Below are 26,673 nucleotides of genomic sequence, written 5' to 3'. Positions count from 1 at the left end.
AGGGGACGACAATTCTCCTATATGGAATAGAGACATGAAGCCTCAACAGGCTAGCTAGAATGGGGTGCATGAGCGAAACAACCACCTGGGCCAATCCGCTAAGGGACCCACGCGATTTGCGCCTGCCGCGCATCGCAGGCCCCTGCAGCCTGGTCATCTTCGGAGTCACCGGAGACTTGGCCCAGAAAAAACTTCTACCCGCCGTCTATGACCTGGCCAACCGTGGTCTCCTGCCACCCAGCTTTGGCCTGATTGGTTTCGCGCGGCGAGACTGGGCCGCCGACCACTTCGTCGACGTGGTCAAGGAAGCCATCCAGGCCCACTGCCGCACACCCTTCCGGGAATCCACCTGGAACAACCTGCTCAAGGGCATACGCTTCGTCCAGGGAACCTTCGACGACCCGGCCGCCTTCGAGCGCCTGAGCCAGACCGTCCAGGAGCTGGACCGGGACCGGGGCACACGCGGCAACCACGCCTTCTACATGTCGGTGCCACCCAGCGCCTTCCCGGTGGTGGCCAAGCAGCTGGCCGCTTCGGGGCTGTCCCGTTCCTCCGAGGGCGCCTGGCGCAGGGTCATCATCGAGAAGCCCTTCGGCCATGACCTCAAGAGCGCCCAGGAACTGGACCGCACGGTCTCCGAGGTCTTCGACCCCTCCTCCGTCTTCCGCATCGACCACTATCTGGGCAAGGAGACGGTGCAGAACCTCCTGGCCCTGCGCTTCGCCAACTCCATGTATGAGCCCATCTGGAACTCCAACTACGTGGACCATGTGCAGATCACCATGGCCGAGGACATCGGCATTGAAAGCCGTGCCGGCTACTTCGACGGCATCGGAGCCGCCCGTGACGTCATCCAGAACCACCTCCTCCAGCTCATGGCCCTCACCGCCATGGAGGAGCCGGTCTCCTTCGCCGCCGAGGACCTGACGGCCGAGAAGATCAAGGTCCTCTCCGCAATCCGACTCCCCCACGACCTGTCCAAGCACACCGCCCGAGGCCAATACGCCCAGGGTTGGCAGGGTTCACGCGAGGTCAACGGCTACCTGGACGAGAAAGGTGTTGACAGGGGCAGCACCACCGAGACCTATGCGGCCATCCGGCTTGATGTTGACACCCGCCGCTGGGCCGGCGTCCCCTTCTACCTGCGGACCGGCAAGCGTCTGGGCAAGCGGGTCACGGAGATCGCCGTGGTCTTCAAGCGCGCCCCCCACCTGCCCTTTGAATCCACTGCGGTACAGGAACTGGGCAATAACGCCATCGTCATCCGGGTCCAGCCCGATGAGGGTGTCACCATGCGTTTCGGCGCCAAGGTGCCCGGAGCCACAGCCATGGAGGTGCGCGACGTCTCCATGGACTTCAGCTACGGCCGGTCCTTCACTGAGAGCTCGCCGGAGGCTTACGAGCGCTTGATTCTCGACGTGCTGTTGGGTGATCCGCCGCTCTTCCCGACCACCAAGGAGGTCGACCTGAGCTGGAGGATCCTCGACCCGATCGAGGAGTTCTGGTCCACGCTTGGCCAGCCCCAGCCTTACCGCGCCGGCACCTGGGGACCCGCCGAGGCCGACCAGATGCTCGCACTCGACGGACGCCATTGGAGGATGCCATGATCATTGATCTACCCAGGACCCATACCCGCGAGGTCTCCCAGAAGGTCGACGAGCTCCACGAGGAGCGGGGGGAGGCGGCCACCGGCCGTGTGCTGACCCTGCTCATCGCCACCGATGAGCGGCAGCTGGAGAAGTCACTGGAGGTGGCCAACGCCGCCAGCCGTGAGCACCCCTGCCGGGTCATCGTCATCGTCCCCAACCATGAGCCCAGCGACAATGACCAGGATGCGGACTCCGATCTGGACGCCCAGGTGCGCTTCGGCGCGGACGCCGGTGCAGGCGAGATCATCATCCTGCGCCCCCGCAACGGGCTCATCAAGCATCAGGACACCCTGGTGATCCCACTCCTGGTGCCCGACGCCCCGGTCGTGGCCTGGTGGCCGACCGAACCGCCAGCCAACCCCTCGGAGGACCCCCTGGGCAAGATCGCCAGCAGCCACATCACCGATGCCCTGCGTTCCAGCAACCCGGAGGCCAGCATCGAGCGCCTGCGGCGGAACTGGTCGGCCAGGGACATCGACTTGAGCTGGACCAGGCTCACCGCCTGGCGCGCCATGCTGGCCTCCATGCTCGACCAGCCGCCCCACCTGCCCGTCACCGGCATCGAGGTTTCGGGCCCCCGCGACTTCCTGCCCATGACACTGCTGTGCGCCTGGTTGAGACTGCGCCTGGACGTGCCGGTCACAACCAGATACGACAAGGGTGCCAAGGCGGTGACGGGAGTCTACCTGACCCGGGAGGATGGCGTGCTGGCACTAGAGAGGCCCAAGGGCGACCAGGCCACCATCAGCCAGCCAGGCCAGACCCCGCAGCCCATCTCCCTGCCCCCCCGGACCCTGGAGGACTGCCTCAGCGAGGAGCTGCGGCGAATCGACCCCGACGAGGTCTACGGCGAGGTCATCAACAAGGGCTGGGACCTGATTCACGGCCAGGTCGAATAGACAGCCTCAAAGAAAGGGCGGCACTGCCAATGCGCAGGGCCGCCCTTTCTGTTACCGGTGGAACCCGCCGACAGGCAGCCTCAGCCCATACCAACCGCCCACCATCACCTATACTGGCAAGCACAGGATTCAAAGGAGCAGGCCATGACACGAGGACAGTTCATCGTTTACAAGGACAAAGATACCCTGGCCCAGGCGGCGGCCCAGCGCATCATGCTTACCCTCCTTGAAGCCCTGCCGGCCGGGCCCCAGTCCGACACAGGCACCCTCTCCTCCAACCGGCAGAACCGTTTCGACCTGGCGCTGACCGGTGGTTCCGACACCATTGCGGCCTTGCAACATATGGCCTCCAACCCGCTGTTGCCCTCCGTGGCCTGGGAACGAGTTCACCTCTGGTGGGCCGACGAACGCTTTGTGGCCGCCGGCGACGAGGACCGCAATGACCTACAGGCCAAGCGCCTGCTCCTGGACCAGCTGGTCGAACAGGGACTCCTGCCTGCGCCCAACATCCATGCCATGCCTACGGACCAGACGCTGGCGACCGGCACGGCACCAACGGCCAACGACACAGAGGCCCTGGATGCTGCCGCCAAGACCTACGAGCAGGAACTGGTGGAGGAACTCGGCCCCCAGCCCAGCTTCGACCTGCTGATTCTGGGCATGGGTCCCGACGGCCACTACGCCTCCCTCTTCCCCAACCACCCCCAGGTCCGCGAGACCCGTCGCCTGGTCGTGGGAGAGACCGACTCACCCAAGATGCCGCCCCTGCGCCTGACGCTGACCACACCGGTCCTGGCCCACAGCCGCCGCTCCTGGTTCCTGACCGCCGGAGCCGGCAAGGCCCAAGCCCTCAAGGAGGTCCTGGCCAAAGGCCAGAACCCCGCCTACCCGGCCTCCTTCGCCGACGCCCAGAACCAACTCCTCTGGCTGACCACCCCAGACACCGTCTCCCTCCTCTCCTAGCCCACGCTCCCTTAATCATTACGAGACTGGGTGGTACGAACAACAAAAGACCCTTGGGGCTCCTTATGAGCGCCAAGGGTCTTGGTGGGTGAGACTAGGCCTCGATCTCGGGGCGGCCGGGCTCAGCCCAAAGGGTATGGAAGGCGCCGGGGGCGTCGACACGGCCATAGGTGTGGGCGCCGAAGAGGTCGCGCTGGCCTTGGATCAGGGCGGCGGGCAGGCGCTTGGAGCGCAGGCCGTCGTAATAGGACAGGGAGCTGGCGAAGGCCGGCACGGGCAGACCCTTGAGGGAGGCCTGGGCGACCACGCGGCGCCATGATTCCTCGGCCTGCTCGATGGCTTCCTTGAAGTAGGGTGCCAGCAGCAGGGAGACATCAGCCTGGCCGGACTCGAAGGCGTCGGAGACCACGTTGAGGAACTGGGCGCGGATGATGCAGCCGCCACGCCAGATCCGGGCCACGGCGGCCTGGTCGATCTTCCAGCCGTATTCCTTGGCACCAGCGTTGATCTCGTCGAAGCCCTGGGCGTAGGCGACGATCTTTGAAGCATAGAGGGCATGGCGAATGTCCTCTATGAAGGCCTTGCGCTCCTCGGCGGACAGGTTCATGGCGGTGTCGGGACCAGCCAGACCGACCTTGTCGGCCTCGGCGCGCTGGGCCTCCTGGCCGGAAAGTCCACGGGAGAAGACGGCCTCGGCGATGCCGGTGACCGGCACCCCCAGGGAAAGTGCGGTCTGCACGGTCCAGGTTCCGGTGCCCTTCATGCCAGCCTGGTCAACAATCACATCAACCAGCGGCTTGCCTGTCTTCTTGTCGACCTGGTGGAGAACCTCGGAGGTGATCTCAATCAGGTAGGAGTTGAGCTCGGTCTTGTTCCACTCCTCGAACATATCGCCAATCTCAACCGGGCTCATGCCCAGGCCGCGGCGCATGAGGTCGTAGGATTCAGCGATCAGCTGCATGTCCGAATACTCGATGCCATTGTGGACCATCTTGACGAAGTGGCCCGCACCGTTCTCACCGATGTGGGTGACGCAGGGCTCGCCCTCGGCCACGGCCGCAATGGACTTGAGGATGGGACCCAGGGTCTTCCAGGACTCCTCGGTGCCACCGGGCATCAGGGAGGGGCCGTTCAGGGCGCCCTCCTCGCCGCCGGAGACGCCGCAGCCCACATAGTGCAGGCCGCGAGCGCGGATGTCCTTCTCGCGCCGGATGGTGTCCATGAAGTAGGAGTTGCCGCCGTCGACGATGATGTCGCCGGGTTCCATGGCGTCGGCCAGCTCCTCGATGACCGCGTCGGTGGCGGCTCCGGCCTTGACCATGATGATGGCGGTGCGGGGCTTGGCCAGGGAGGCGACGAACTCCTGAATGGTCTTGGAGGGGATGAACTTGCCGTCGTTGCCGTGCTCGCTCATGAGCTTTTCAGTGCGGTCATAGTGGCGGTTGTAGAGGGCTACGGTGTTGCCATGCCGGGCCAGGTTCCGTGCCAGGTTCGATCCCATGGCCGCCAGGCCTACCACTCCGATATTCGCTATAGCTTCTGCCATTGCTGACCTTTCAATCCCTTGCCGGCCTCCGCCCAGGGGCTGCCCCGGCTCCGTGCTGTAACAAAGCTGTCTTCTCAGTTTAGCCTTACCCGGCAAGTTGGCACAGACACGGTCCCATATTCTGTTGCCAGCCAAGGAGACAAGGGCGGGTCCATCCGCAATGAACCAGAAGTCCGCGCCATTCCACTACAAGGCGTGGCGCTTGCCCTGGGCAAGCCAGCTTATGCCAAAAACATGAATCAGGGTCCATACGATGCCCACGCCGAGAAGGCAGCCAAGCATACAGACCAGGAAGAACGCGATGACGGGTCCCGCAATCGGATGGGACTTGAAGGCCAGCCCAGGAGACTGGGGTATAGCCCAGCGTTGAAAGCGCGTACGCTTGCTCCTGTCCACTTCCTCGCCAGCTAGGAAGGCTTTGATCTCGCGATAGGTCTGCACATCATTACGGGCCTTTATCCGATCGGTGTAAGCGAACGTCAGGACTCCGAGGACTGCCGCGATCACCACCACGGCCAGAGTGGCATCCAAAATCACGATTTGCTTATGGAACATCATATAGAGGCTGAATCCGATGATGATTGCCGCGTACATGAGGGCTATGGGGATCACACCAGCCCAGTTGGGTCGCCGGAGGGTCTTGGCTTCCGAATCAATGCTCTTATCCATAATGTCGAGGTCTCCCTTGATCAGCTGGTCGATGGTCACATCGAAGGGATTGGAGAGGATGAGCAGGTTCTGCACGTCCGGGTAGTTGCGGTCGTTCTCCCAGTTGGATATGGTCTGGCGGGATGCGCAGATCCTCCCCGCATGATCCGTCCTGGGACATACCCTGCTCCGATCGATACCGGCGAATCTGATTGCCGAGTTCCATACCTCTGCCACTCGCTTTCCGCGACCATCGTTCACTGATAGAAGTTGGTTGGTGACTATGTGTTTGAGTCATCGTGACCTGCGCAAGTCCGACCCCCTCACGCCAGCAAGCCAACCTCGTCCCAACCAAAAATCAGCCCGGCAAAATTCTTTGACACCCTTATTTTCAAGGGTTCGCGCAGCTTATGTACGTGCTGTTCTAGACAGTCTGTTGGCTTCATTGCGATGGTCCGGTCAAAACCATCCTTATTCCGTAGGCTTTTTACGCAGGACCCTGAAATAATTCTTGACGAAATCCCGACGGCTACGAAAAACCTCTGGTCGGTGGCTGTCTCCTGATTCGCATCAAATTGCTTGGCAGTAAGTTCAAGAGTGCACAATAAGTCAGCAACCTGCTCAAGCCAGTATATTACAGGCGAAACATTTTTATGTATGACTGCTTCCTTACAGAGGGCACAGTCAATCGACGCCCTCAACGCATCAGTAACTACCTATTGGCCATTATCGTAGTAGATCTTAACCGTGTCGAATGATTGAAAATACTCGAGATGCGACCATAGGAAATCAGCCAGATCTTTCCTTAGCTGAGCGGTGAAACGCACTTTATCATCATTGAATTCTTTTTTTGCCGCGCAAAAGTCACATACGTAAATGGTGGCTTGCGCGCCAAGGTAAAGAAGGCAGGAAACAATCTCTTTCGTGCCTCCACAGGTAAATCTCGATACACGTCATGCCCGTTGGGCAAGGGGCTTGCTTGAAACGGAATATCTGGCAAATTGGAACTTTGCAAATGAGACGCACATCCTTTTAGACCTCATTGAAAGTCTCCGACTGGTTATGGAATACAAGAGTTATGAGATAGTAACGTGACAGCTTTCCCCACTCGCCAGATTCATCAACCATGATGCTGAGCTCAGACATAGGCAAGGGACCCTTAAATAAGGTGCCGGGGAATACCCCCAGCGACTTGGAACCTTTTAATCTTACGATTGCAAAGCACTTATATTGCACACAACATGGCGTTATATCAATCAACCTTGCTCTGAAGCAATTAGAACTGCCCATATAGATATGTGGGCCTTGAACGGATTCGTTCGAGTCCCACATGATCCCCACACCGGATGGCTGTTGCAACGGTAGCGTAAAAGCAGTCACGAAGCTCCATCACCGGCGTGGTCCAGACGCTGGATGCAAACACTGGGGCCCGGACGCGCTCAGTCGTCCGGGCCCCAGTGTTCCCCTTGCCGGTCGGGTAGGTCCAACCTCACTTCAAGGGATCGAATGTCCGACCCAACCGGCTACCAGCCCCGTGCATATCCCCATGCACCACAAGGGAAGATTCGTGATGCCGACGGCGGTAGGGGCCAGGACCACCCTCGGCGTGTGTCAGCTCCTATATGCCGGCCTGCTTGGAGGCGGAGCGGACCTTGATGGAGGCGACCAGTCCGATCAGCAGGAGGACGCAGGCGATGCCCATGGCCCACTGCCCGGCCTGGATGAAACCGGAGGTCATGGCATCGACCACCTGGGGGCCCAGGCCGCCAAGCTTGCCGTTGGTGCCTTGGGAACGGATGCCGCCGATGGCGTTGCCCGCTGAGCTGCTGACGGCCTTGGTTAGCCCGTCGGCGATCCGCTGTGGCAGGTGCTCGATGACCTCAAGTTTGCCGGGCAGTACGGCGTGGAGGGCCACAGCCAGGGATGTACCAGCCACGGCCGCACCCAGGCCGGTGCCCAGCTGGCGGACGGTGGACTGGGTGGCCGAACCCTCGCCGGACTGGGCGATGGGCACCTGGGAAAGCACCAGCGAGGTCAGCTGGGCCGAGGCAAGGCCCAGACCGAAGCCATAGATAACCAGTGGCGCGAGCAAAAGCAGGGCAGAGGACTTGGCGGGCATAAGGACAATGAGGATGACCACTCCTATGATTTCCAGCACCAGACCAAGCTGGACGGTGCCGCCGGGACCGATCTTGGCGGACACGAGCCGGGCCAGACCACCGGCGACAATGGAGCCGACCGCCAGGCCGGCGATCATGCCACCTGCGCCCAGGGTGGAGTACTGGCGGGCGTTAATCAGGTAGAGCGGCAATACGAAGACGATCACAAATTCGCCGGCGGCGATGGCCGCGGCCGCCAGGTTGCCCCAGGAGAAGGTGTGAATACGGAATAGGGAGAGGTCGAGCATGACCGGCTTGCCGATCCGACCACGCTTGCTTTCGACCAGGGCAAAGGCCCCAAAGAAGAGGAAGCCGAGCAAAAGGCAGCAGGGGATGGGAGAGATGGGCCAATCCTTGCCCCAAGTCAGGGCACCGAGCGTCAGCTCGCTGTTTGGCTTCCACCAGCCATAGGTCTCGCCCTCGATCAGACCGAAGAGCAGCAGGGCCGACCCCAGGGCCGACAACACGACACCCAGGGGGTCGAATCCGGCCTTGACACCCTCCTGGCGGCCACCCGACTGGGGTACGAAGAGGACGGAACCGACGAAGACGATCAGACCCAGGGGCACGTTCACCAGGAAGATCCAGCGCCAGCCGATGGTCTGGGTGAAGAGACCGCCCAGCAGTGGGCCGATGGCGGCGGCGGCGCTCATGACGGCACCCCAGACACCGAAGGCCGCTGCCCGGTACTTGCCCCGGAAGGTGGCCGAGACCGTGGAGAGGGTGGTGGGCATGATCATGGCTCCGCCGATGCCTTGGAGGGCACGGGACGCCAGGAGGAGGCCGCTGCCCTGGGAGGAGGCCGCCAGGAGGGAGCTGAGGACGAAGATGACCACGCCCACCTGCAGGACAGTCCGTCGCCCGTGGATGTCGCCGAGCTTGCCGAAGGGAAGAAGCAAGGCCGCCAGCACGATGCTGTAGAGGGAGGTGATCCACTGGGCATCGGTCAGGCTGATGTGGATCTCGTTGATGATGGTGGGGATGGTGACGTTGACGATGGATCCATCGAGCACGATCATGGCCAGTCCCAGGGCCAGCACCCACAGGGCGTTCCAGGGCGGGGTGTCAGCCTCGGCCGCCTGCCTGCCGGCAGGGTTGCCAGTGGGCGATGTGCGCTTCCCGGTCTTCTCACTCATGATTCGCCTCCGAAAGACATGCTTGACGGGCGGTCCTGTGGCATCCTCGCATAGCAGAAGCTTTCAGGACACGCCGTCTCTAACTTTTGCGACTATACGTCCCTACAATGGAAAGCGCAAGTCGGTCCACAGGGTGTCGCAGTCCCATACCCCAGCGTATACACTCCTGCGATGGGGAACCAAACAGGCGACACGAACGGGAGAACGAGGTGATTCGATGCCACGCATCAGCGAAGCGACACTGGCCGAGCACAGAAAGAACACCATGCAGGCCCTCCTGGACTCGGCCGAGCATATCGTCAAGACCCACGGCAAGGAGGCCCTGACCCCATCCGCCGTATCCAAGGGCGCCGGCATCGCCCGCAATTCCATATACCGCTATGTACACGACATGGATGACCTCTGTCAGCTCCTCCTTGAACGGCACATGCCCCACTGGCAGCATGCCTTGGAGGAAGGACTGGCACAAATCCAGGACCCAGTGGACATCATAACCGCTTGGGTACGCATCAACCTCGACGAGGCGGTGGGGGAAGGCAAGGGCTGGCTGCTGGAGATTCCCAACCTGCCGATGGACAAGATACCCCAAGACCAGGCAGGGTCGAAAGAGGACCAGCACGACAAGCAGGGACGCGAGGACGGCCGGACCGAGCAAGCAGGCCCATCAGACCGGGACCGCGAGGCCAATGCCGAGCAACAAGGCACGACAGGCAAGGACCGCAGCAACAAGGCCTACGGCGAGTTCAATCACAATTATCGCCACATCAAGCAGCTATACTCCCAGATCGATGAACCCATGATGAAGGCCTGGCAAGCCCTCAACCGCGACAAGGCGCGAATCGGCATCGCCCTGACCCGGGGGATGCTTGGCAGCAGCATGCATCTGCTCACCATCAGAGGAACCTCACCCGTCTACGGGGACAAACCTGGCGCCACCGCAGATGACCAGTCACACAAGTCCAGGAAACAGCAGGCAGAGCAGGCCGCCATCATCGAGGACACCGTCCAAGCCTGTCGCACCATCGCCGAAAGCTTCCGGGGCGAGGAGCGGCCAGATTAGGCAGATCCCAAGCGGAATACAGACCCCGCCAAAGGGCCAGGACGGCAAGATTCCTCACTCATCAGGCACATCATCGATGACGGCAAAAACCGCTACCGTAAACCCCGGCAACTTGCAAGCCAGAAACCCAGATGTGATTAATACAACAATTCACGATTCGACATCTAGTGGCCAAGGGTTCGACGATTGGCTTGGAGCCTAGGGATACAGGGCTTTCAAGCACTACATCTAGTGTTTGCTGCGGCGACACGCCACTATAGTTAGTGATTCTCTTCCAAAGAACAAGCATGTAATCTGTCTATTCTGTAAGTACTGATTCCCGTAAGCCCAAGGGCGAGAGAATTATGACCTGCCCTGCCAGACCGGCTGAGCACCCAGACCAGGAGGACATCATGACCGTTACCGTCTTCACCAAGCCCCGCTGCCCCCAGTGCGAGGCAACCAAGCGCCAGCTGACCCGCCAGGGCGTTGATTTTGAGACTGTAGACCTCACCGAGAACCCCGCCACCCTGGACCAGCTCCAGGAGGCCGGTTTCCGCCAGGCCCCCGTGGTCATCACTCCCGATGCCTCCTGGAGCGGCTACCGCCCCGACCTGATCAAGGCCCTGGTCAAGCAGGACGTGACCGAGCTGGCAGATCACCAGGTCCTAGCATGAGCCAGCCCGAATACGCCGCGGAGGGAACACAGGCCATAGGGGCCGTGGTCTACTTCTCCTCGGCCTCGGAGAACACGGCAAGGTTCATGGCCAATTGCCACCTGCAGGACGAGGGAATCAACGTCTACCGCATTCCCCTGCGGCCCAAGGAGCCTGCTCTGGAGGTCCGGGAGCCCTACATCATCGTGGTGCCGACCTATGGCGGCGGCAACCCGAAGAAGGCACTGCCGGTCCAGGTCAAGAAGTTCCTGAACGAGCCCGAGAACCGCTCGTGGATTCGTGGGGTGGTCGCAGCCGGGAACACCAACTTCGGCGAGGCCTTCTGCGCCGCAGGTGACATTATCTCCAGAAAATGCAAGGTGCCCTTCATGTACTACTTCGAGCTCATGGGCACTCCCGAGGACCAGGCCAAGGTCAGAAAAGGCGTGCTGGATTTCTTCCAGCAGCACCCTGAACATGCCTCCGACAGTGTCACCGCGGATACCGTCGCCTCAGGCACTGTCAGCGGGATGTAAGCAAGCCGCCAGCAACACACCGGTAAGGCCGGCACAACACACCAGCAGCAATCGGCTTGGGACAAACCCGTCCGCAGCCCGTCTTTCCAAGCCGGACCAGGCCCACAACACACTAAGGAATACCAATGGCAAGCATCGACAACACCATGCTGAACATGGACCAGACCCAGGAGCCGACCGGGGAGACCTACGATCCGGCCCACGACTACCACGCCCTGAACGCCATGCTCAACCTCTACGACGCCGACGGCAAGATCCAGTTCGGCAAGGACAAGGAGGCGGAGCGCGAGTACGTCAAGGGCCATGTGGCCGCCAACACCCTCTCCTTCGGCAGCACCCGTGAGCGCCTGGACTACCTGATTGACCACCAGTACTACAACAAGGCCGTCTTCGACCAGTACAGCCCTGAGTTCCTGGACTCCTTCTATGAGCACATCGAAGCATCCGGCTTCGAGTTCGACACCTTCCTGGGCGCCTTCAAGTTCTACACCTCCTATGCCCTGAAGTCCTTCGATGGCAAGCAGTACCTCGAGGACTTCCCCCAGCGGGCCGGGGCCGTGGCCCTGGAGCTGGCCAGCGGCGACGAGCAGGCAGCCATCAAGTACGCCGACGAGATCATCTCCGGACGCTTCCAGCCGGCGACCCCCACCTTCCTAAACCTGGGCAAGGCCCAGCGCGGCGAACCGGTCTCCTGCTTCCTGGTGCGCATCGAAGACAACATGGAGTCCATCTCCCGCGGCATCAACGCGGCCCTCCAGCTCTCCAAGCGCGGCGGCGGCGTGGCCCTGCTCCTGACCAACCTGCGTGAGCAGGGAGCCCCCATCAAGCACATCCAGGGCCAGTCCTCCGGCGTGATTCCGGTCATGAAGCTCCTGGAGGATTCCTTCTCCTACGCCAACCAGCTTGGTGCGCGCCAGGGCGCAGGCGCCGTCTATCTGAACGCCCACCACCCTGACATCCTGCGTTTCCTGGACACCAAGCGTGAGAATGCGGACGAGAAGATCCGCATCAAGTCCCTCTCCCTGGGCGTGGTCGTGCCCGACGTGACCTTCCGCCTGGCCCAGAAGAAGGAGAAGATGGCCCTCTTCTCCCCCTATGACGTGGAGCGTGTGTACGGCAAGCCCTTCGCCGACATCTCCGTGACCGAGCACTATGACGAGATGGTGGCCGACGACCGCATCACCAAGACCTACATTGATGCCCGTGAGTTCTTCATGACCCTGGCTGAGATCCAGTTCGAGTCCGGCTACCCCTACATCCTCTTCGAGGACACGGTAAACAAGGCCAACCCCATCGAGGGCCGAATCACCATGAGCAACCTATGCTCGGAGATCCTCCAGGTCCAGGAGGCCAGCGAATTCAACGAGGACCTGACCTACAAGCATGTCGGCAAGGACATCTCCTGCAACCTGGGTTCCCTGAACATCGCCAAGGCCATGGACGACGGCCTGGCCGATACGGTCGAGACCGCCATCCGCGCCCTGACCGCCGTTTCCGAGGAGGAGAACGTGGACTGCGTGCCCTCGATCGAGCGGGGCAACAAGGAGAGCCACGCCATCGGCCTTGGCCAGATGAACCTCCACGGCTTCCTTGCCCGTGAGTCCATCATGTACGGCTCCGAGGAGGCCCTGGACTTCACCGACATCTACTTCATGACCGTGGCCTACCACGCCTACAAGGCCTCCCATCAGCTGGCCGTCGACCGTGGCTCCGCCTTCAAGTCCTTCCCGACCTCCGCCTACGCCAAGCCGGCCGGCCAGGGGAACTATTTCGACAAGTACACGGACGGCAGCAGGTCCCTGGAGCCCCGCACCCAGCGGGTCAAGGACATGTTCGACCGTTTTGGCATCAACATTCCCAACCTTTCGGATTGGGAGACCCTGCGCGACGAGATCATTCGCGACGGCATCTACAACCAGAACCTCCAGGCCATTCCGCCCACAGGGTCCATCTCCTACATCAACCACTCCACCTCCTCCATCCACCCGATCGCCTCCAAGATCGAGATTCGCAAGGAGGGCAAGATCGGCCGCGTCTACTACCCGGCGCCCTACATGACCAACGACAACCTGGAGTACTTCAAGGATGCCTACGAGATTGGCTGGCAGGCCATTGTGGACACTTACGCGCAGGCCACCCAGCACGTTGACCAGGGCCTGTCGCTGACCCTCTTCTACCCTGACACGGTCACCACGCGCGACCTGAACAAGGCCCAGATCTACGCCTGGCGCAAGGGCATCAAGACCCTCTACTACATCCGCATCCGCCAGCAGGCCCTGGAAGGGACCGAAGTGGAGGGCTGCGTCAGCTGCATGCTCTAGGCGGCAGCCCGCTGGTGGCGGGAGCCTGAGTCTGATCCGTCAGCGTTCAGGCTTTGGCTCCCGCCACCGCACTGTCATCAGTAGGCAGTAAAGGAGAATATATGTCACCCCGCATCTACAAGGCCCTCCTGCATCTGACGGCCCCGGAGGACTTCACTGAGGTCAAGTCAGCCAGGCAGGTCCACACTGCCGGCGCCCAGGCCTTCAAGCCCTTGGCAGATGGCAACCCACAGGCCTTCATGAAGCCCAGCAAGGCCGAACTCCGAAAGACACCCTGAATGCCCCTGCCGGATGCCGGTTCACTGACAAAACAGTGAACCGGCCAAAGGCAGCCTTCCCGCATTCTTAACAGCAACAACCAACCCCCTCATAGGGAGAAAGACAAGAACCATGGCACCCATTTCCGTTCCACGCAAGCCCCTCAAGCTGATTGACCGCGTATCCGCCATCAATTGGAACCGTCTCGAGGACGAGAAGGACCTGGAGGTGTGGGACCGTTTGACCGGTAACTTCTGGCTGCCGGAAAAGGTGCCGGTCTCCAACGACATCCCGATCTGGAACAAGATGAGCGAGGAGGAGCACACCCTGACCATGAGGGTCTTCACCGGCCTGACCCTCCTCGACACCATCCAGGGCACAGTCGGCGCCGTGTCGCTGATTCCCGACTCCCTGACCCCCCATGAGGAGGCCGTGTACACCAACATCTCCTTTATGGAGTCCGTGCACGCCAAGTCATACTCCTCCATCTTCTCCACCCTGGCCTCCACCCCGGAGATTGACGCCGCCTTCGATTGGTCTGAGCACAACGAGTTCCTCCAGAAGAAGGCCGAGATCGTCCTGGACTACTATGAAGGCGACAGCCCCCTCAAGCGCAAGGTGGCCTCCACCCTGCTTGAGTCCTTCCTCTTCTACTCGGGCTTCTACCTGCCCATGTACTTCTCCTCCCACGCCAAGCTGACCAATACCGCCGACCTGATCCGTCTCATCATCCGCGACGAGGCAGTTCACGGCTACTACATCGGCTACAAGTACCAGAAGGGCTTGGAGAAGGTCTCCGACATGGAGCGTGAGGACATGCAGGACTACACCTACGACCTCCTCAACGAGCTCTATGACAATGAGGTTGCCTACACCGAGAGCCTCTACTCTGGCGTGGGCCTGGTGGAGGATGTTGAGAAGTTCCTGCGCTACAACGGCAACAAGGCCCTCATGAACCTGGGCTACCCCGCCCTCTTCCCCGCCGAGATCTGCGATGTGAACCCCGCCATCATCGCCTCCCTGAGCCCCAACGCCGACGAGAACCACGACTTCTTCTCCGGCTCAGGCTCCTCCTACGTGATGGGCAAGGCTGTCGAGACCGATGACGAGGACTGGGACTTCTAAGGAGCCTTACAGCCTTTTACCCAGCACCACCTTGACTGCCTAAGCTGGCCGTCGCCCCTCATCAGCAGGAGCGGCGGCCAAGTCATATCCGCAGAACAGCAGCGATGAACTCAATGTAGAGGTTTTTGAGAAGTTGAAATGAAACAGTGACTATGCAGAACGTGTTGCTGTCCACAAGAAACATCTGTGCTTCCTGAATTACAGCTTGAGAGCTTGTATGACGAGAGACCAACCGCCCAAGTATTCACAAATCACCTGCTCTCGTCGTAGAGCAGAATCTATCAAGTGATCGCGATTAATCAATGCTTGGGAACTCGCTCATATTGAATTCGTGTCAACAACTCTGTGGACCGGACATGAAGGCAAAAAGTGAAACGGCCGGCGCCGAACCTGGAATTCTAGGAATTTCAGGCCGACACCGGCCGCCCATACGTCTTCTGGCCCCGCACGGTACAAGTCCGCAGGGCGAGGAACCGGGAAAGATGGGGGTATCCCCCGGTTCGCCGCAATTTGACCAAAAAACGTAGGTCTTAAGACGCAGCGAGGCAAAGCACTCACTGGTCAAAACTAGAGGGTCTGACCTGAGACCTGATCAGGAATCAGGTCAGACCGTAAAGGGACATCAGCGGGTCAGCAGACCAGCGGAAGCGGAGGCCATGCGACGGCGACGGACCTGAACCAGGACCAGAGCCGTGACACCGGCACCCAGAGCAACGATGACGGCCAGGATGATACCGGCGCCACCAGTGATGGGCAGCTGAGCGATGTTGGTGACGTTGTCAACACGAACGGTTTCCCACAAAGGCTTGCTGGTACCGTCGTTCGGGTTGTTCCTGGTACCAACATTGGTAATCAGGCCGAAGTCGCTGATCGGAGCAGAGGTGTAGGTGAAGACAGGAGCATCGGGAGTACCACTGTTGATGGTCTCAGTGAACTCAGGCAGAACAGCGGAGTGATTAGTAGCCTGGACGGTCTCCTTGATCTTATACTCGCCAGCAGCAAGACCATCAATATACAGGTGTCCCTTGGGTGCATCAGGTAGGCTTGCACTCGTGGCATCAGAAACCTCAAGCTCCTCGACGCAGGTAGTGTTGTTGACTGCGCAGGTGTTGGAGACAGCCTTCTTGAAGTTACCATTACCCAACTTCACGAACTTCAGGGAATCCATAACACCACTCTTCCTGACAGTGAACTTGGCACCAGTGAGGTAAGCTGAGGAAACCTTGTCCTGCTTGTTGATATCGAAACCGTAGAAGTACAGCTGAGGTGAGGTGTTGTTGCCATTGTTGTTGTTTCCATTGTTGGACTGGCCAGGAACTTGCTGCTCGTTACCAGTGTTGGTTTGACCGGTGTTGGCATCATCACCATCACCAGAGCCACTATTGCCAGGCACGTTCGGACCATTCTGCGGGGGGTTGTTCGGGGTGGCAGGAGCGTTGGGGTTGGTGGAGTGACGAATGCTAACATTGTTGTTGATGTTGGTGGAGTCAGCGGTGGAATTCACCAGAAGCTGGTACTTAATCTCAATATCGGCGCCAACTGGGAAAGTGGTGCTGTTCATGATGCCGTTGAAAGCAACAACGAAACGGTGCCGACCAGAATCAGTAGTGAGAGTCCAAGTGTTTACGCCAGACGTGACTGGACGGTTGTTAACCAGGACCGTAACACTGGTGGGCAAATCGAAGCCTCGACCGGGAGCATCAGTGACACGGAAGAGGTATCCGCCCAGAGGGTAGCCAACAGTCGAAGGAACCTTGGTCTTCACGGAGAAAGGAACCTGATCGCCGATAGCCACATCCTGAGCCGAAGTGGTTTTGGTGAGCTCAGGCTCGTTTTCAGACTTGAACTCGACCTTACCCAGCTCAGGGGAAGATGCGTTCCCAATATGTACGGCATTGGAGCCTGAAGTACCAATCGGGGTACCAACCAGCATCGGGATGGACTTATTCCCAGTTACGCCGGCACCGGAAGTCTCAACAATCACGTACAGACCCTGCGCCAGGTTGGAGAAAGTCGCACCAGAAGTAGTTGCTGTAACTTCGGTCTGACTGTTCAAATCGGCCTGAACCGTAGAATCAGCAGTGAAAGAGGTCATGAACTTACGCAGCATGCCGTCGAAGTGCGCACCCCGGCTATTGGAGGTTGTATCTGCACCCGAGTAACCGGACCAGTCAGTGGCAACCTGGGCAAAAGCATTGTTGGCGTACTGACCGGAGTTGAAAACGCCACCGGCTGCAGTGATAGCATTCTCTGCAGCGGACTCATAGGTGCCAACAGTGGAGACGGATACGCCATCAGCGATGGTCTGGTCAGCGGCATTCAAGGTAGCAGCCGAGTAGTCAGCAACCTTCAGGGCCTTGAACTTATGGCCAACAATGGGACGCTTGGCGGGATCCGTGCTAATTACAATGTCGATACCATTGGTCTTGGTCAAATCCACAGTCTCGACAGCCGAAGCCGTCGAAGCGCCTGCCAGCGACAGTCCGAGGACCATCGCCGCGCTCACCGTGAGGCCAAGTACCCCACGACCTAACGCGTTTTTCTTCATTATTACTCCTTTATTTTTCCTTTGAGTGATCACTCAAAAATCATGCACCAGTCAGAGTCCAACAACCCCAAACCGGAGTTTCCATAGTCAACCTTGACGGCAGCCCGCAAGCGGGTCCCTACCGACCGGCTCTTGGAGGTCTGCGCCTTTCTTTCGAAAAGGTGCGACCAACCAATGGGCTATGGTCAATCTTGCTCTTGTGGCACCCGTGAAAGATTCACCGACCCTGTAGAGGGCGGCTGCAAACAAACGGAAGATTACTAGGCATCACATGGTGTATAAACAGCGCACGTCTAACCCACGCGTACCTATATGCATCCGTCGGTATTCCTTGAGGAAGTTCACAAGACCAAGTCATGAACCATAACGAGAAGGTGACAGCATTGAACCACCCAACAAGGATGAATGATGGGAATTAGATGCCGAGGGCTTAATAGCCAACTCGAGCAAAACCCTTACTCCAACCAACGCCGGTTCGATGCTAACGCACACAAGCCCCCTACTTCAGTAAAGGCGCAGCCCGTTAAGTCCCCCATCGAACATCTATGAAGAACATTACCATCAACTGATCCGGCAATGCAAGCCGACTGGGTGTCGCGATATATTGAATCCGCAATGTCAGTGGCCTCTTATACCCATACATCCGCCAGCACCGGGGCTGCACGCCGGCAGAAAGAGCCTTCAGCCGCGATTTGAACGGGCTGGGTCAATGCTCATGGTCTGGAAGCGCGACTGCATGTAGTCATTGCTGAAATAATGGCCGAAGAAGCGTGTCACGGGAGAGTCTTGAGGGCCACCAGAGAGACGGCCATACCAGCAATCAAGGGCCATGAGGGTCATGACCACGTCAACGAGCATTAGGAGCAGGAAGACCGCAGTAAGCGAATAGCGGACCTGCCAGGGGATGAGGTTGATCAGCCAGAGGAGCCTGGGGAGGATGATCTTGATCCACAGCACCCCCAGCAGCCCCCAGAAGAACATGTAGAGACCCGAGGTGCGACCGTCGATGGAGAGCCAGTGACCCGTGTAATCCCAGGCGACGATGCCGAAGGCCACCTCCATGAACCAGGAGACGAAATACTCGAAGGCACCGCCGATGACCGCCGAAGCACAGAAGATGAGCAGGGGGTTGGAGCGCCAGAGGCGGTTGAGGAAGACCGTCAGGAGCAGGGCTCCGCAGCCATATATGGGTGAGAAGGGCCCCCAAAGCAGGCCGGCGCGGTCCTGGAACTCCCCGTAGACCAGCAGATGGTAGACGGTCTCGACCAACAGGCCGAATATGCAGGCGATGACAAAGAGCCAGAAGGAATTGAAGAAGTCCAAGGAGATGTAGCCCTTGCCCGTGGGGTCACGGCCCAGCATGCCGTGGGTCAGGGCGGACTCATAGTCGTCCCGGTCATCCATGCGCTTGAGGGAGTGCTGGAGGCGACGCTCCTCGATCAGGGTCGGGTCCAGGCTGATGGACAGGGCCACCAGAATGGCCAGCTGGACCAGGGGGAGCAGGAGGTTGGTGCCCAGGCCGTCCAGGGCCAGGGACAGCATGCCCTCCGCCAGGGTCAGCGGCATCAGAATATAGGACCAGCCCGCGGCGTGGCGGCGGTGGTTGCGTAGGAGGAGGATGCCGAACACCACCAGGCCCAGCAGACTCACCAGGCTCACAGCCACATGAAGTACCGAGAGGATGAAGTTGAGGGAGAGGGCGTCGATGTGCATGTGGCCGGTCAGGAAACGGCGGGCATTGTCAATGACGTCCCAGACCAACTGAGGCAGGGAGACCAATCCCTGGAGGAGGACCAGGACGCCATAGATGCGGGCGATCAGGGGCAGGCGTTTGCCATCGGTGCTGGGCTGGTCCTGTACAGCCTGGAGGGATTGGTAGGTGGCCAGTTCCTCGGCCGCGTGCAGGGTGTCCATGGCGACCGACTGGTCAGTGGGAAGGGGCCGGAGCTGCTGCGGAATCAGGTCAGGATCTGTAGCCAATGCTCGGTCCTGCTGCGAACCATCCAGCGGGGCTGGCAGACCCTCGTGCTTGCTGCCCTCGTCCGAGCCGTGCATGGGACCTCCATTCCCTCTTCAGTACAACCATACCTATATATACACGGTCTCATTTACCGAGATGGGATTCACCCACAGTATGAGTGGTCGGGAAGGGCCTGGATTTTCACAGAATCTCTAGAGCCGCACGCAGCCCTTGTATCAAGCCGATTGCAGCCCTGGCAGATCGAGCAAAGGCAGGCGGATGAAGCTGCGTGATTCTTATAGGCCTAGGGCTACTATGGTCTCTCTAGTATGCTCAGGTATGGCAGGGTATTGACAAACTGTCAATACCTTGGGCCGGCAGCGGCAACCGGACTTGCTGAACCGCCCGATGCGGCCGGATGTAGCGAAGAGTAGTCGAGGGGAATCTAGGTAATCATGAGGAACGTGTTCGCCATTGTGAAACGCGATGTGCTCAGGCTCTTACGGGTGCCATCGGCCTGGATCATCATATTGGGACTCATCTTCATACCACCCCTGTACGCTTGGTTCAACGTCATCGGCTTCTGGGACCCCTACGGCAACACCCTCAACATCCATGTGGCCATAGCCAACCAGGACGAGGGCACTAACAACAAACTGATGGGAAAGGTCAACCTGGGAGACCAGATCGTCAGCCAGCTCAAGGGCAACAAGCAGCTGGGCTGGCAGTTCGTGGACCGCAGCGAGGCCATGGAGCAGGTGGAATCCGGCAGAAGCTACGCGGCCATCGTCATACCCAAGGATTTCAGCGAACGCCTGTCCGGGGTGGTCACCGGGGACTCAAAACGGCCCCAAATGGAGTACTACGTCAACGAGAAGGCCAACGCCATAGCCACCAAGGTGACCGACACCGGCGCCAACACCGTTGACCAGCAAGTCAACAACACCTTCGTCTCAACCGTCAGCAAGGTGGTATCCAAGACCCTGAACACAGCCGGGGACACCATCAACGCCGCCAGCGACGAAGCCAGCCGGGAAACCGCGGCCGACCTCAAGACAGTGCAGGACAACATCGGCAAGGTCCGCTCCCTGACCAACGACCTCAGAGGGCAGCTGGGCGACATCCCCAACAAGACCCAGGAGGCGCGCCAGGCCCTGCAGACCACCCAGGACCTGCAAGCCAGCGCCTCACAAGGACTGGCCGGAACCGCCAACGTGCTGGGACAGACCCAGGATGGCATCAACGGATTCGTGGCCTCCACCTCCAGCAACCTGGACCAAGGCTCAGCCTTACTCTCGCACGCCAGCGGCAAGGCCAACCTGGTCATCTCCGACCTGACCTCACATCTGACCGTGGCCAATGGAGACGTGGGGGCCGCCGTCAACAAGGTCCAGGACCTCAACGACACCAACGCGCAGATCATCAAGGACCTGGAGGACCTGGGGCTGCCCGGCAGCGCCGACATCATCGCCAAGCTCAAGGCGCAGAACGAGACCCTGGGCCAATCCATCAGCAACCTGCAGAAGCTCAACGCCGACACCGGCGCGACCATCAGCAACACCGGCGCATCAGCCGATTCCATCAATACCGCCACCCAAACCACGCTCACAGCCACCGGCCAGGCCCGCAAGGACATCATCTCCGGGGCCCTACCCCAACTCAACAACGGACTGACCACCCTCTCGTCCACCAGCGCCAACCTGGGGGCCGGGCTCAACAGCCAAGGCAGCCTCATCGACCAGACCAAGCTGGTGTTGGACCAGCTGGACAAGTCCGCCGCAGCCTCCATCAAGTCGTTGGAATCAACCGATACGGGCCTTCGGCAAATGCAGGACAAGCTCGCCACCCTCTCAACCGACCTGACCGCCCTGGGCAGCTCCAATGCCTTGGGCAAGTACTTCGGCAAGGACGGCAAGCTGGACGTGGCCATGGTGGCCGACTTCATGCTCTCCCCCACAGTGCTGGACACCAAGCTGGTCTACCCGGTGGCCTCCTACGGTTCCGGCATGGCACCGCTCTTCGTAAACCTTTCCCTGTGGGTGGGAGCCTTCATGCTCATGGTGATCGTGAAACTGGAGGTGGATGACGACGAGCTGGACGACCCGACTCCGAGCGAGCGCTACTGGGGACGCTGGCTGCTGCTGGCCCCCATGGCCGCGCTCCAGGGGCTGGTGACGGCCATCGGATCGTCCATGATCGGCGTGCAGACGGCCTCGCTGCCTGTCTTCGCTCTGACGGCCATGGTGGCGTCACTGGTGTACCTGTCCATCACCTATGCCCTGTCAACCACCTTCCTGCACGTGGGCAAGGGCCTGTGCATCGTGCTGGTGATCCTGCAGATTCCGGGAGCCTCAGGGCTCTACCCCATCGAGATGATGCCGGCCTTCTTCCGGAACATGTACCCCTTCTTCCCCTTCACCTACTCAATCAACGCCCTACGGGAGACCATCGGTGGCTTCTACGGCAACCACTGGCTGATGGACATGGGCAAGCTGCTGATCTTCGCCGTGCTCTTCTTCACGCTGGGGCTGCTGGGGCGGCCACGGTTGAACAACCTCAACCTGCTCTTCGCCCGGCAGATCGCCGAAAGCGACATGATAGTGGGCGAACCCGTGCAGCAGATCAGCCACGAATTCCGGCTCTCGCAGGCCATCAGCCTCCTGGCCGACAGGGACGAATACCGGCAGATCATTGAACGCAAGGCCAACCACTTCGCCCAGCTCTACCCAAAGCTCAAGCGGATCGCCCTGGTCGCCGGTATTGTCGTGCCGGCGATCCTGGCCGTCGTCTTCTCCTTCACCACCGGCACCATGCTGGTGGCCTTGGCGGTGTGGATTGTTTGGATTCTCATCATGATCGCCTTCCTGATGGCCATTGAGATGATGCGGGACAATGTGACCAGGCAGGTGCGGCTGGGGACCCTGGACGATGAGGCCATTCGGGGCATGCTGTACTCCTACGAGAAGCCACGGATGAAGAGGGCACGGGCCCGGTCGCGGATCGCCAATGGCCTGCGGGCCGGAAACCTGGGCGAGGCACTGGCTGTCGCTACCGGTGCAAGCACTTCGGGTGGCGAGGCCAAGGAAGCAGCCAGTAGGGCCGCTAATGGAACCAGCGCAAGCTCGCCACACACCGATGCCGGGAATGTCGACTCGGCCCGAACGGAGCAGCTGCCGCCCATACGAGAGGACGGATTTGAAGCCCTGCGCTCGAGAATACAGGGACCACCACCACCGGATTCAGCCGGAACCTACAGCCCGGATACGGAGCAACTGCCCACAAGCAGCGGTCAGGATCCGGCCAAGGGGCACAGCGAGAACACGAACCAAGAGCAGGGAGGTGAGCAGGCATGAGGGCCATATGGAAACTCTTCACCGGCGACCTGAGGCGCATGACCTCCAACGTCGTCTCCATCATCATCGCCATCGGCCTGATCGTCATCCCCGGGCTCTTCACCTGGTTCAACGTGGCGGCCAGCTGGGACCCCTTCTCCAACACCAAGAATCTGAAATTCGCCGTCGCCAACGTCGACAAGGGCTACAAGAGCGACCTGATACCAATCAAGATCACCGTCGGCGACCAGGTCGTCAACGAGCTGCGGGCCAACAGCCAACTGGACTGGACCTTCACCAGCGAAGATGACGCCATTGACGGGACCAAGTCAGGAAAATTCTATGCGGCCGTAGTGATTCCGCATGATTTCAGCAAAGACATGATGACCTTCTTCTCCCAGGACATCCACCATGGCAAGCTGACCTACTACACCAACGAGAAACTCAACGCCCTGGCCCCCAAGGTGACCGGTCAGGGAGCCGACCAGGTCTCGGCCCAGATCAACGAGATGTTCGCCAAGACCATCACCGGAACGGCCCTATCCATAGCCTCCCAGCTCCTGGACCAGCTCAGCAAACCCGAGGCCAAGACCCAACTGACCAACTTCACCGGCAACATCGACGACTTCGCCAAGGAACTTGACCAGGCCTCAAGCACGCTGACGAGCTTCGGCACCCTCAGCGATGGGGCCACGGGGCTGCTGGACTCATCAAACCAGCTGATCTCCAGCGTTTCCGACAGCGTGGACAAGGCAGGCAAGGACCTGAAACAGGGCAAGAGGGGGGTCCAAGACATCAGCGGGGCCCTCAACTCCACAGCCTCCAGCCTCACCAACGCCCTGAACCAGTCCAGCGAATCCTTCACAGCGGTGGGGCAGAACATCGACGCGACCTTTGACAGCGCCAACGCCAGCGTCAACGACACCGCAAACAGTATCCGCCACCAGGCCGGACTCATCGACCAGCAGGCGGCCAAATACCAGGAGATTCGCGACGCCCTGGTCTCCCCCAACGGCCTGCAGGACCACGCCGGCACCAGCGGGGAGCACGGGACCATAGGCGGGGGAACCGCCAACGGGTCGGTGAGTATAGACAGCAAGCTGAAACTCAGCCCCAACCACCCCATCATCAAGGCCCTGGACCGGGTAATCGGCCAGCTGCGCGCCCTGCGGGACTCCCTGAACGGCAGCGCGGACCGGCTGACCGGCAAGGACGGCGACCAGCGGAAGCAGCGGCAGGAGATCAAGGACCTGACCAACCAGGCCAAGGCCAACATCGACGGCATCTCCAGCGACTTCAACAAGACCCTGAAGCCGCAGATAGACCAGATTGTAGCCACCCTTGACAAGAGCGCCGGCTTTATCGACTCCGGATCCGCCCAGCTCAAGAGCACCCTGGGCGAACTGGGGAAGACCAGCGGCACCGCCAAGGGCGACATGGACAAGGTCCGGGACGTCCTGACCTCCACCGGCGAGCTGCTGGGCAAGGCCAGCGGCAAACTGGCTGATTTCAGCGGCAAACTCAGGACGGCGCTCAACAGCGGAGACATGGACCAGGTGCGCAAGGTTCTGGGCGACAACCCAGAGACTCTGGCCGCAACCCTGGCCGCACCGGTCAAACTGGACCGCAAGGCCATCTTCCCCGTGGAGAATTTCGGCACGGCCCTGACGCCCTTCTACACCTTCATTCCCCTATGGGTGGGGTCGCTGCTGCTGGCGGTCACACTCAAGACCACCGTTTCGCGCAAGACCCGCAAGGCCCTGGGCGATCCCAAGCCCCACCAGCTGTTCTTTGGGCACTTCGGGATCTTCGCTGTCCTGTCCCTTCTGCAGAGCAGCTTCTCCTGCGCCGGGAGCCTGCTGTTCGTAAGGGTTCATGCCGAGCACCCCTGGCTCTTCATGCTCAATGGGTGGGTGAGCGGACTGGTATATGCCTTCCTGGTATATACCCTGGTGGTCTCCTTAGGCAATATCGGCAAGGCCATAGGAGTCATATTCCTCGTGATGCAGATTTCCGGGTCTGGGGGCGCCTACCCCCTGCAGGTGCTGCCGGGATTCATCGACCGGCTCAACCCCTACCTACCGATCTCGCACTCGGTGGAGGCCATGCGTTCAGCCATCGCGGGCCTATACATGAACGACTACTGGGTACAGATGGGCGAACTCCTGCTTTTCGTACCGCCCATGCTCCTGCTGGGGCTGGTGCTGCGCAAACCCCTGGTTCGCTTCAACCAGCGCATCGTCGCCAAGGCCGCCTCCACCCGCGTCCTGGAGTAGCGGCCTCCGGGAGGGGCTGGCCGGGCTGGCTGCCCCCCCCCCGGCTGCCCCCGGTCTGTCCCCGGGCGGCCTTAGGCAGCATGCGAAATCAGCAACTGAGAACAGTCACAGGAGACGGTGTCTTGCAACTCTGCCGGTGTCAGCTCTTGCTCAGCTACCGGCAGCCGTCAAAGTCAACGCTATAGCGCTACCGGCCTTCTGGGGATGCCCACCTCCAGCAAGCTGGAAATAAGTGTGTCTCGTTCACCTACTTGCTTGTAGTTCGTCCGGATTACCAGGCTGACACCAGCCCGGCTCAGGGCCTTTTCCCGGCTCCTCTCGTCATCGACCACGTGCTCCACGCTTCTGCCTCGCGTCATAGTCTTGGCGCGGAATTTGACCAAACCGTCATACTCAAGAACAACTGTCCGCCCATCGCCAAGTCGCCAAGTAAAATCAGCCCTCATAACCCTCGACGTATCAAGAGGGTCACGAAAGACCACCTGCAGCAGAGGCGGCTGAAAGCCCTCCTGAATAATGCAGCCACGGCACCAGGACTCACCGCCATTCTCACTCAGCCCGCTGGCATATGACAACAATCGCAATATTCTGCCGCAGTCGGCTCTGACAGTCCGGCATTCCTCCTCGATCGCTCTTTTGCCGACGAGCCTGAGACGCAAGGCTGAGTCAAAGCAGCCCAAGGCCTCCGGGAAGGAATACCGCAGTCCGCAGTCCGCAGTCCAGCAATGTTCGAGCCGGACTTGTCACGTGGAGCCCAGCAACCGTTCGCACACGGGGGTGCGGAATAAAGATGCGTTCCAACCTGCTGCTGGACTTGGCGTCCGCATACGCGCTTGCCAGCTGTATGGTCTGCTGTCTGTGCATGGACCAGGGGTGATCTATTCCATATATTGAGGCGGCGGTCATCCCGGCAAAAATCCACTGCGGGTGCACAATAGCCAGAGTACGGGCGGTGTAAACGGTTCGTTCAATAGGATTCAGCTGCTTCCAGCGTGAACCGATGCGTACACATTGGGATAGGGACTGACCATGGCTCCCGCCATGTATTGTCGATACAGGCACTTGTACTCGCGGGCATTGCTGCCGACGCAAAACCGTTGTTCAGCCGCCGCGGAATGCAGGAGCGCACGCAGGGTGGAGTTCTTCTTCATGTGAAAATACTGACATACTGTGCGACTGGACCAACCATGGTGCGGGTTATGTGGTCGAACGTCTGGCCGGCCGGTGTGTCGCGGGATTCCGCTGGGCCAAGCACCTCCCGCGCAGTCCCAACGTTGGTTGCCCCACCTCCTCCCTGCCCACTGTCATCTTTGACCCGCCGGACCCTGTCCTCCCTGATTCCGTCCTCCTTATTCCTGTCCTCCCCCACCCACCGGCCCATTTTCCTCACGGACTCGCCCGATTCGATCCTCCCTGATTCTTTCCTCCCCAACCCGGTCCTCTCCGATCCGTCCAACCCCATCCGACCACCCGTCAGGCGAATCAGGGCCAGCCAATACTAATCCTATTAGGCCCAATCTCAGCCTCAAATTGTCTTATGTCCGAAATCCCTCAATGAGGAGGGTCTTATGAGGAATATTGGACAAAATATCGCAAATTCTGTCCAATATTCCTTAATAGCA

General features: G+C 60.1%; 16 protein-coding genes. 11 read left to right on the top strand and 5 right to left on the bottom strand.

The annotated features are described in order from the left end of the window. Window positions 1–68: 68 nt before the first annotated feature. The 3 genes from zwf to pgl all read left to right on the top strand — a co-directional run bounded on the left by zwf (window position 69) and on the right by pgl (window position 3,511). A complete protein-coding gene (zwf, locus tag CRD60_RS04445) occupies window positions 69–1,607 on the top strand; it encodes a glucose-6-phosphate dehydrogenase (RefSeq protein ID WP_201737205.1) in 1,539 nt (512 codons plus the stop codon). Continuing rightward, window positions 1,604–2,548: a glucose-6-phosphate dehydrogenase assembly protein OpcA gene (locus CRD60_RS04440; RefSeq protein ID WP_113860092.1), complete on the top strand. Its 945-nt coding sequence runs from the start codon at window positions 1,604–1,606 to the stop codon at window positions 2,546–2,548. The genes zwf and CRD60_RS04440 overlap by 4 nt, the downstream gene beginning before the upstream one ends. Window positions 2,549–2,692: 144 nt before the next feature. Continuing rightward, window positions 2,693–3,511, top strand: a complete 819-nt coding sequence (gene pgl / locus CRD60_RS04435; RefSeq protein WP_113860091.1) for a 6-phosphogluconolactonase — start codon at window positions 2,693–2,695, stop codon at window positions 3,509–3,511. A gap of 94 nt (window positions 3,512–3,605) precedes the next feature. On the opposite strand, the gene gndA is transcribed toward pgl, so the two are convergent. The 3 genes from gndA to CRD60_RS04415 all read right to left on the bottom strand — a co-directional run bounded on the left by gndA (window position 3,606) and on the right by CRD60_RS04415 (window position 9,000). Next, entirely contained in the window at window positions 3,606–5,057 is a 1,452-nt protein-coding gene (gndA, locus tag CRD60_RS04430) for an NADP-dependent phosphogluconate dehydrogenase (protein WP_113860090.1), read from the bottom strand. 186 nt (window positions 5,058–5,243) lie between these two features. After that, entirely contained in the window at window positions 5,244–5,942 is a 699-nt protein-coding gene (locus CRD60_RS04425; RefSeq protein WP_161522185.1) for a helix-turn-helix domain-containing protein, read from the bottom strand. A gap of 1,381 nt (window positions 5,943–7,323) precedes the next feature. Then, window positions 7,324–9,000, bottom strand: a complete 1,677-nt coding sequence (locus tag CRD60_RS04415) for an MFS transporter (RefSeq protein ID WP_113860088.1) — start codon at window positions 8,998–9,000, stop codon at window positions 7,324–7,326. 217 nt (window positions 9,001–9,217) lie between these two features. Here CRD60_RS04415 and CRD60_RS04410 point away from each other — a divergent pair, with 217 nt between their 5' ends. From CRD60_RS04410 to nrdF, 6 genes are all read left to right on the top strand, one after another. After that, complete coding sequence (locus tag CRD60_RS04410; protein WP_127975637.1) at window positions 9,218–10,060, top strand: TetR/AcrR family transcriptional regulator; 843 nt, start codon at window positions 9,218–9,220, stop codon at window positions 10,058–10,060. A gap of 392 nt (window positions 10,061–10,452) precedes the next feature. Beyond that, window positions 10,453–10,716, top strand: coding sequence for a glutaredoxin-like protein NrdH (gene nrdH / locus CRD60_RS04405; RefSeq protein WP_113860220.1), 264 nt, complete (start codon window positions 10,453–10,455; stop codon window positions 10,714–10,716). Next, window positions 10,713–11,231 carry a class Ib ribonucleoside-diphosphate reductase assembly flavoprotein NrdI gene (gene nrdI / locus CRD60_RS04400; RefSeq protein WP_113860086.1) on the top strand — a complete coding sequence of 173 codons (519 nt, stop codon included), beginning with the start codon at window positions 10,713–10,715 and terminating at the stop codon, window positions 11,229–11,231. Before nrdH ends, nrdI begins: the two co-directional genes overlap by 4 nt. Window positions 11,232–11,356: 125 nt before the next feature. Next, the gene (gene nrdE, locus CRD60_RS04395; RefSeq protein WP_113860085.1) at window positions 11,357–13,552 is read left to right on the top strand and encodes a class 1b ribonucleoside-diphosphate reductase subunit alpha; all 2,196 of its coding nucleotides are present in this window, start codon (window positions 11,357–11,359) and stop codon (window positions 13,550–13,552) included. Between the two features lie 101 nt (window positions 13,553–13,653). Beyond that, entirely contained in the window at window positions 13,654–13,830 is a 177-nt protein-coding gene (locus CRD60_RS08790) for a hypothetical protein (RefSeq protein WP_161522184.1), read from the top strand. 112 nt (window positions 13,831–13,942) lie between these two features. Continuing rightward, entirely contained in the window at window positions 13,943–14,935 is a 993-nt protein-coding gene (gene nrdF / locus CRD60_RS04390) for a class 1b ribonucleoside-diphosphate reductase subunit beta (protein WP_113860084.1), read from the top strand. A 622-nt stretch (window positions 14,936–15,557) separates the two neighbouring features. Here the strand turns inward: nrdF and CRD60_RS04385 are convergent. Both CRD60_RS04385 and CRD60_RS04380 read right to left on the bottom strand, forming a co-directional pair. Further along, a complete protein-coding gene (locus CRD60_RS04385) occupies window positions 15,558–17,483 on the bottom strand; it encodes an isopeptide-forming domain-containing fimbrial protein (protein ID WP_113860083.1) in 1,926 nt (641 codons plus the stop codon). A 681-nt stretch (window positions 17,484–18,164) separates the two neighbouring features. Beyond that, complete coding sequence (locus CRD60_RS04380) at window positions 18,165–19,397, bottom strand: putative ABC transporter permease (RefSeq protein WP_113860219.1); 1,233 nt, start codon at window positions 19,395–19,397, stop codon at window positions 18,165–18,167. A 501-nt stretch (window positions 19,398–19,898) separates the two neighbouring features. Between CRD60_RS04380 and CRD60_RS04375 the strand changes: the two genes are divergently transcribed. Then, the gene (locus CRD60_RS04375) at window positions 19,899–22,796 is read left to right on the top strand and encodes a YhgE/Pip domain-containing protein (RefSeq protein WP_113860082.1); all 2,898 of its coding nucleotides are present in this window, start codon (window positions 19,899–19,901) and stop codon (window positions 22,794–22,796) included. Further along, window positions 22,793–25,051, top strand: a complete 2,259-nt coding sequence (locus CRD60_RS04370; RefSeq protein WP_113860081.1) for a YhgE/Pip domain-containing protein — start codon at window positions 22,793–22,795, stop codon at window positions 25,049–25,051. Before CRD60_RS04375 ends, CRD60_RS04370 begins: the two co-directional genes overlap by 4 nt. The last annotated feature ends 1,622 nt before the right edge of the window (window positions 25,052–26,673 follow it).

This window comes from Bifidobacterium aemilianum (assembly GCF_003315635.1).
GTDB lineage: Bacteria > Actinomycetota > Actinomycetes > Actinomycetales > Bifidobacteriaceae > Bifidobacterium > Bifidobacterium aemilianum.
The sequence above is the reverse complement of the archived record's forward strand: the minus strand, read 5'-3'. Positions and strand labels throughout refer to the sequence as shown.

Coding starts and splice junctions, on each gene's coding strand:
- zwf (WP_201737205.1), top strand. CDS start 69: ATGAGCGAAACAACCACCTGGGCCAATCCGCTAAGGGACCCACGCGAT.
- CRD60_RS04440 (WP_113860092.1), top strand. CDS start 1,604: ATGATCATTGATCTACCCAGGACCCATACCCGCGAGGTCTCCCAGAAG.
- pgl (WP_113860091.1), top strand. CDS start 2,693: ATGACACGAGGACAGTTCATCGTTTACAAGGACAAAGATACCCTGGCC.
- gndA (WP_113860090.1), bottom strand. CDS start 5,057: ATGGCAGAAGCTATAGCGAATATCGGAGTGGTAGGCCTGGCGGCCATG.
- CRD60_RS04415 (WP_113860088.1), bottom strand. CDS start 9,000: ATGAGTGAGAAGACCGGGAAGCGCACATCGCCCACTGGCAACCCTGCC.
- CRD60_RS04410 (WP_127975637.1), top strand. CDS start 9,218: ATGCCACGCATCAGCGAAGCGACACTGGCCGAGCACAGAAAGAACACC.
- nrdH (WP_113860220.1), top strand. CDS start 10,453: ATGACCGTTACCGTCTTCACCAAGCCCCGCTGCCCCCAGTGCGAGGCA.
- nrdI (WP_113860086.1), top strand. CDS start 10,713: ATGAGCCAGCCCGAATACGCCGCGGAGGGAACACAGGCCATAGGGGCC.
- nrdE (WP_113860085.1), top strand. CDS start 11,357: ATGGCAAGCATCGACAACACCATGCTGAACATGGACCAGACCCAGGAG.
- CRD60_RS08790 (WP_161522184.1), top strand. CDS start 13,654: ATGTCACCCCGCATCTACAAGGCCCTCCTGCATCTGACGGCCCCGGAG.
- nrdF (WP_113860084.1), top strand. CDS start 13,943: ATGGCACCCATTTCCGTTCCACGCAAGCCCCTCAAGCTGATTGACCGC.
- CRD60_RS04385 (WP_113860083.1), bottom strand. CDS start 17,483: ATGAAGAAAAACGCGTTAGGTCGTGGGGTACTTGGCCTCACGGTGAGC.
- CRD60_RS04380 (WP_113860219.1), bottom strand. CDS start 19,397: ATGGACACCCTGCACGCGGCCGAGGAACTGGCCACCTACCAATCCCTC.
- CRD60_RS04375 (WP_113860082.1), top strand. CDS start 19,899: ATGAGGAACGTGTTCGCCATTGTGAAACGCGATGTGCTCAGGCTCTTA.
- CRD60_RS04370 (WP_113860081.1), top strand. CDS start 22,793: ATGAGGGCCATATGGAAACTCTTCACCGGCGACCTGAGGCGCATGACC.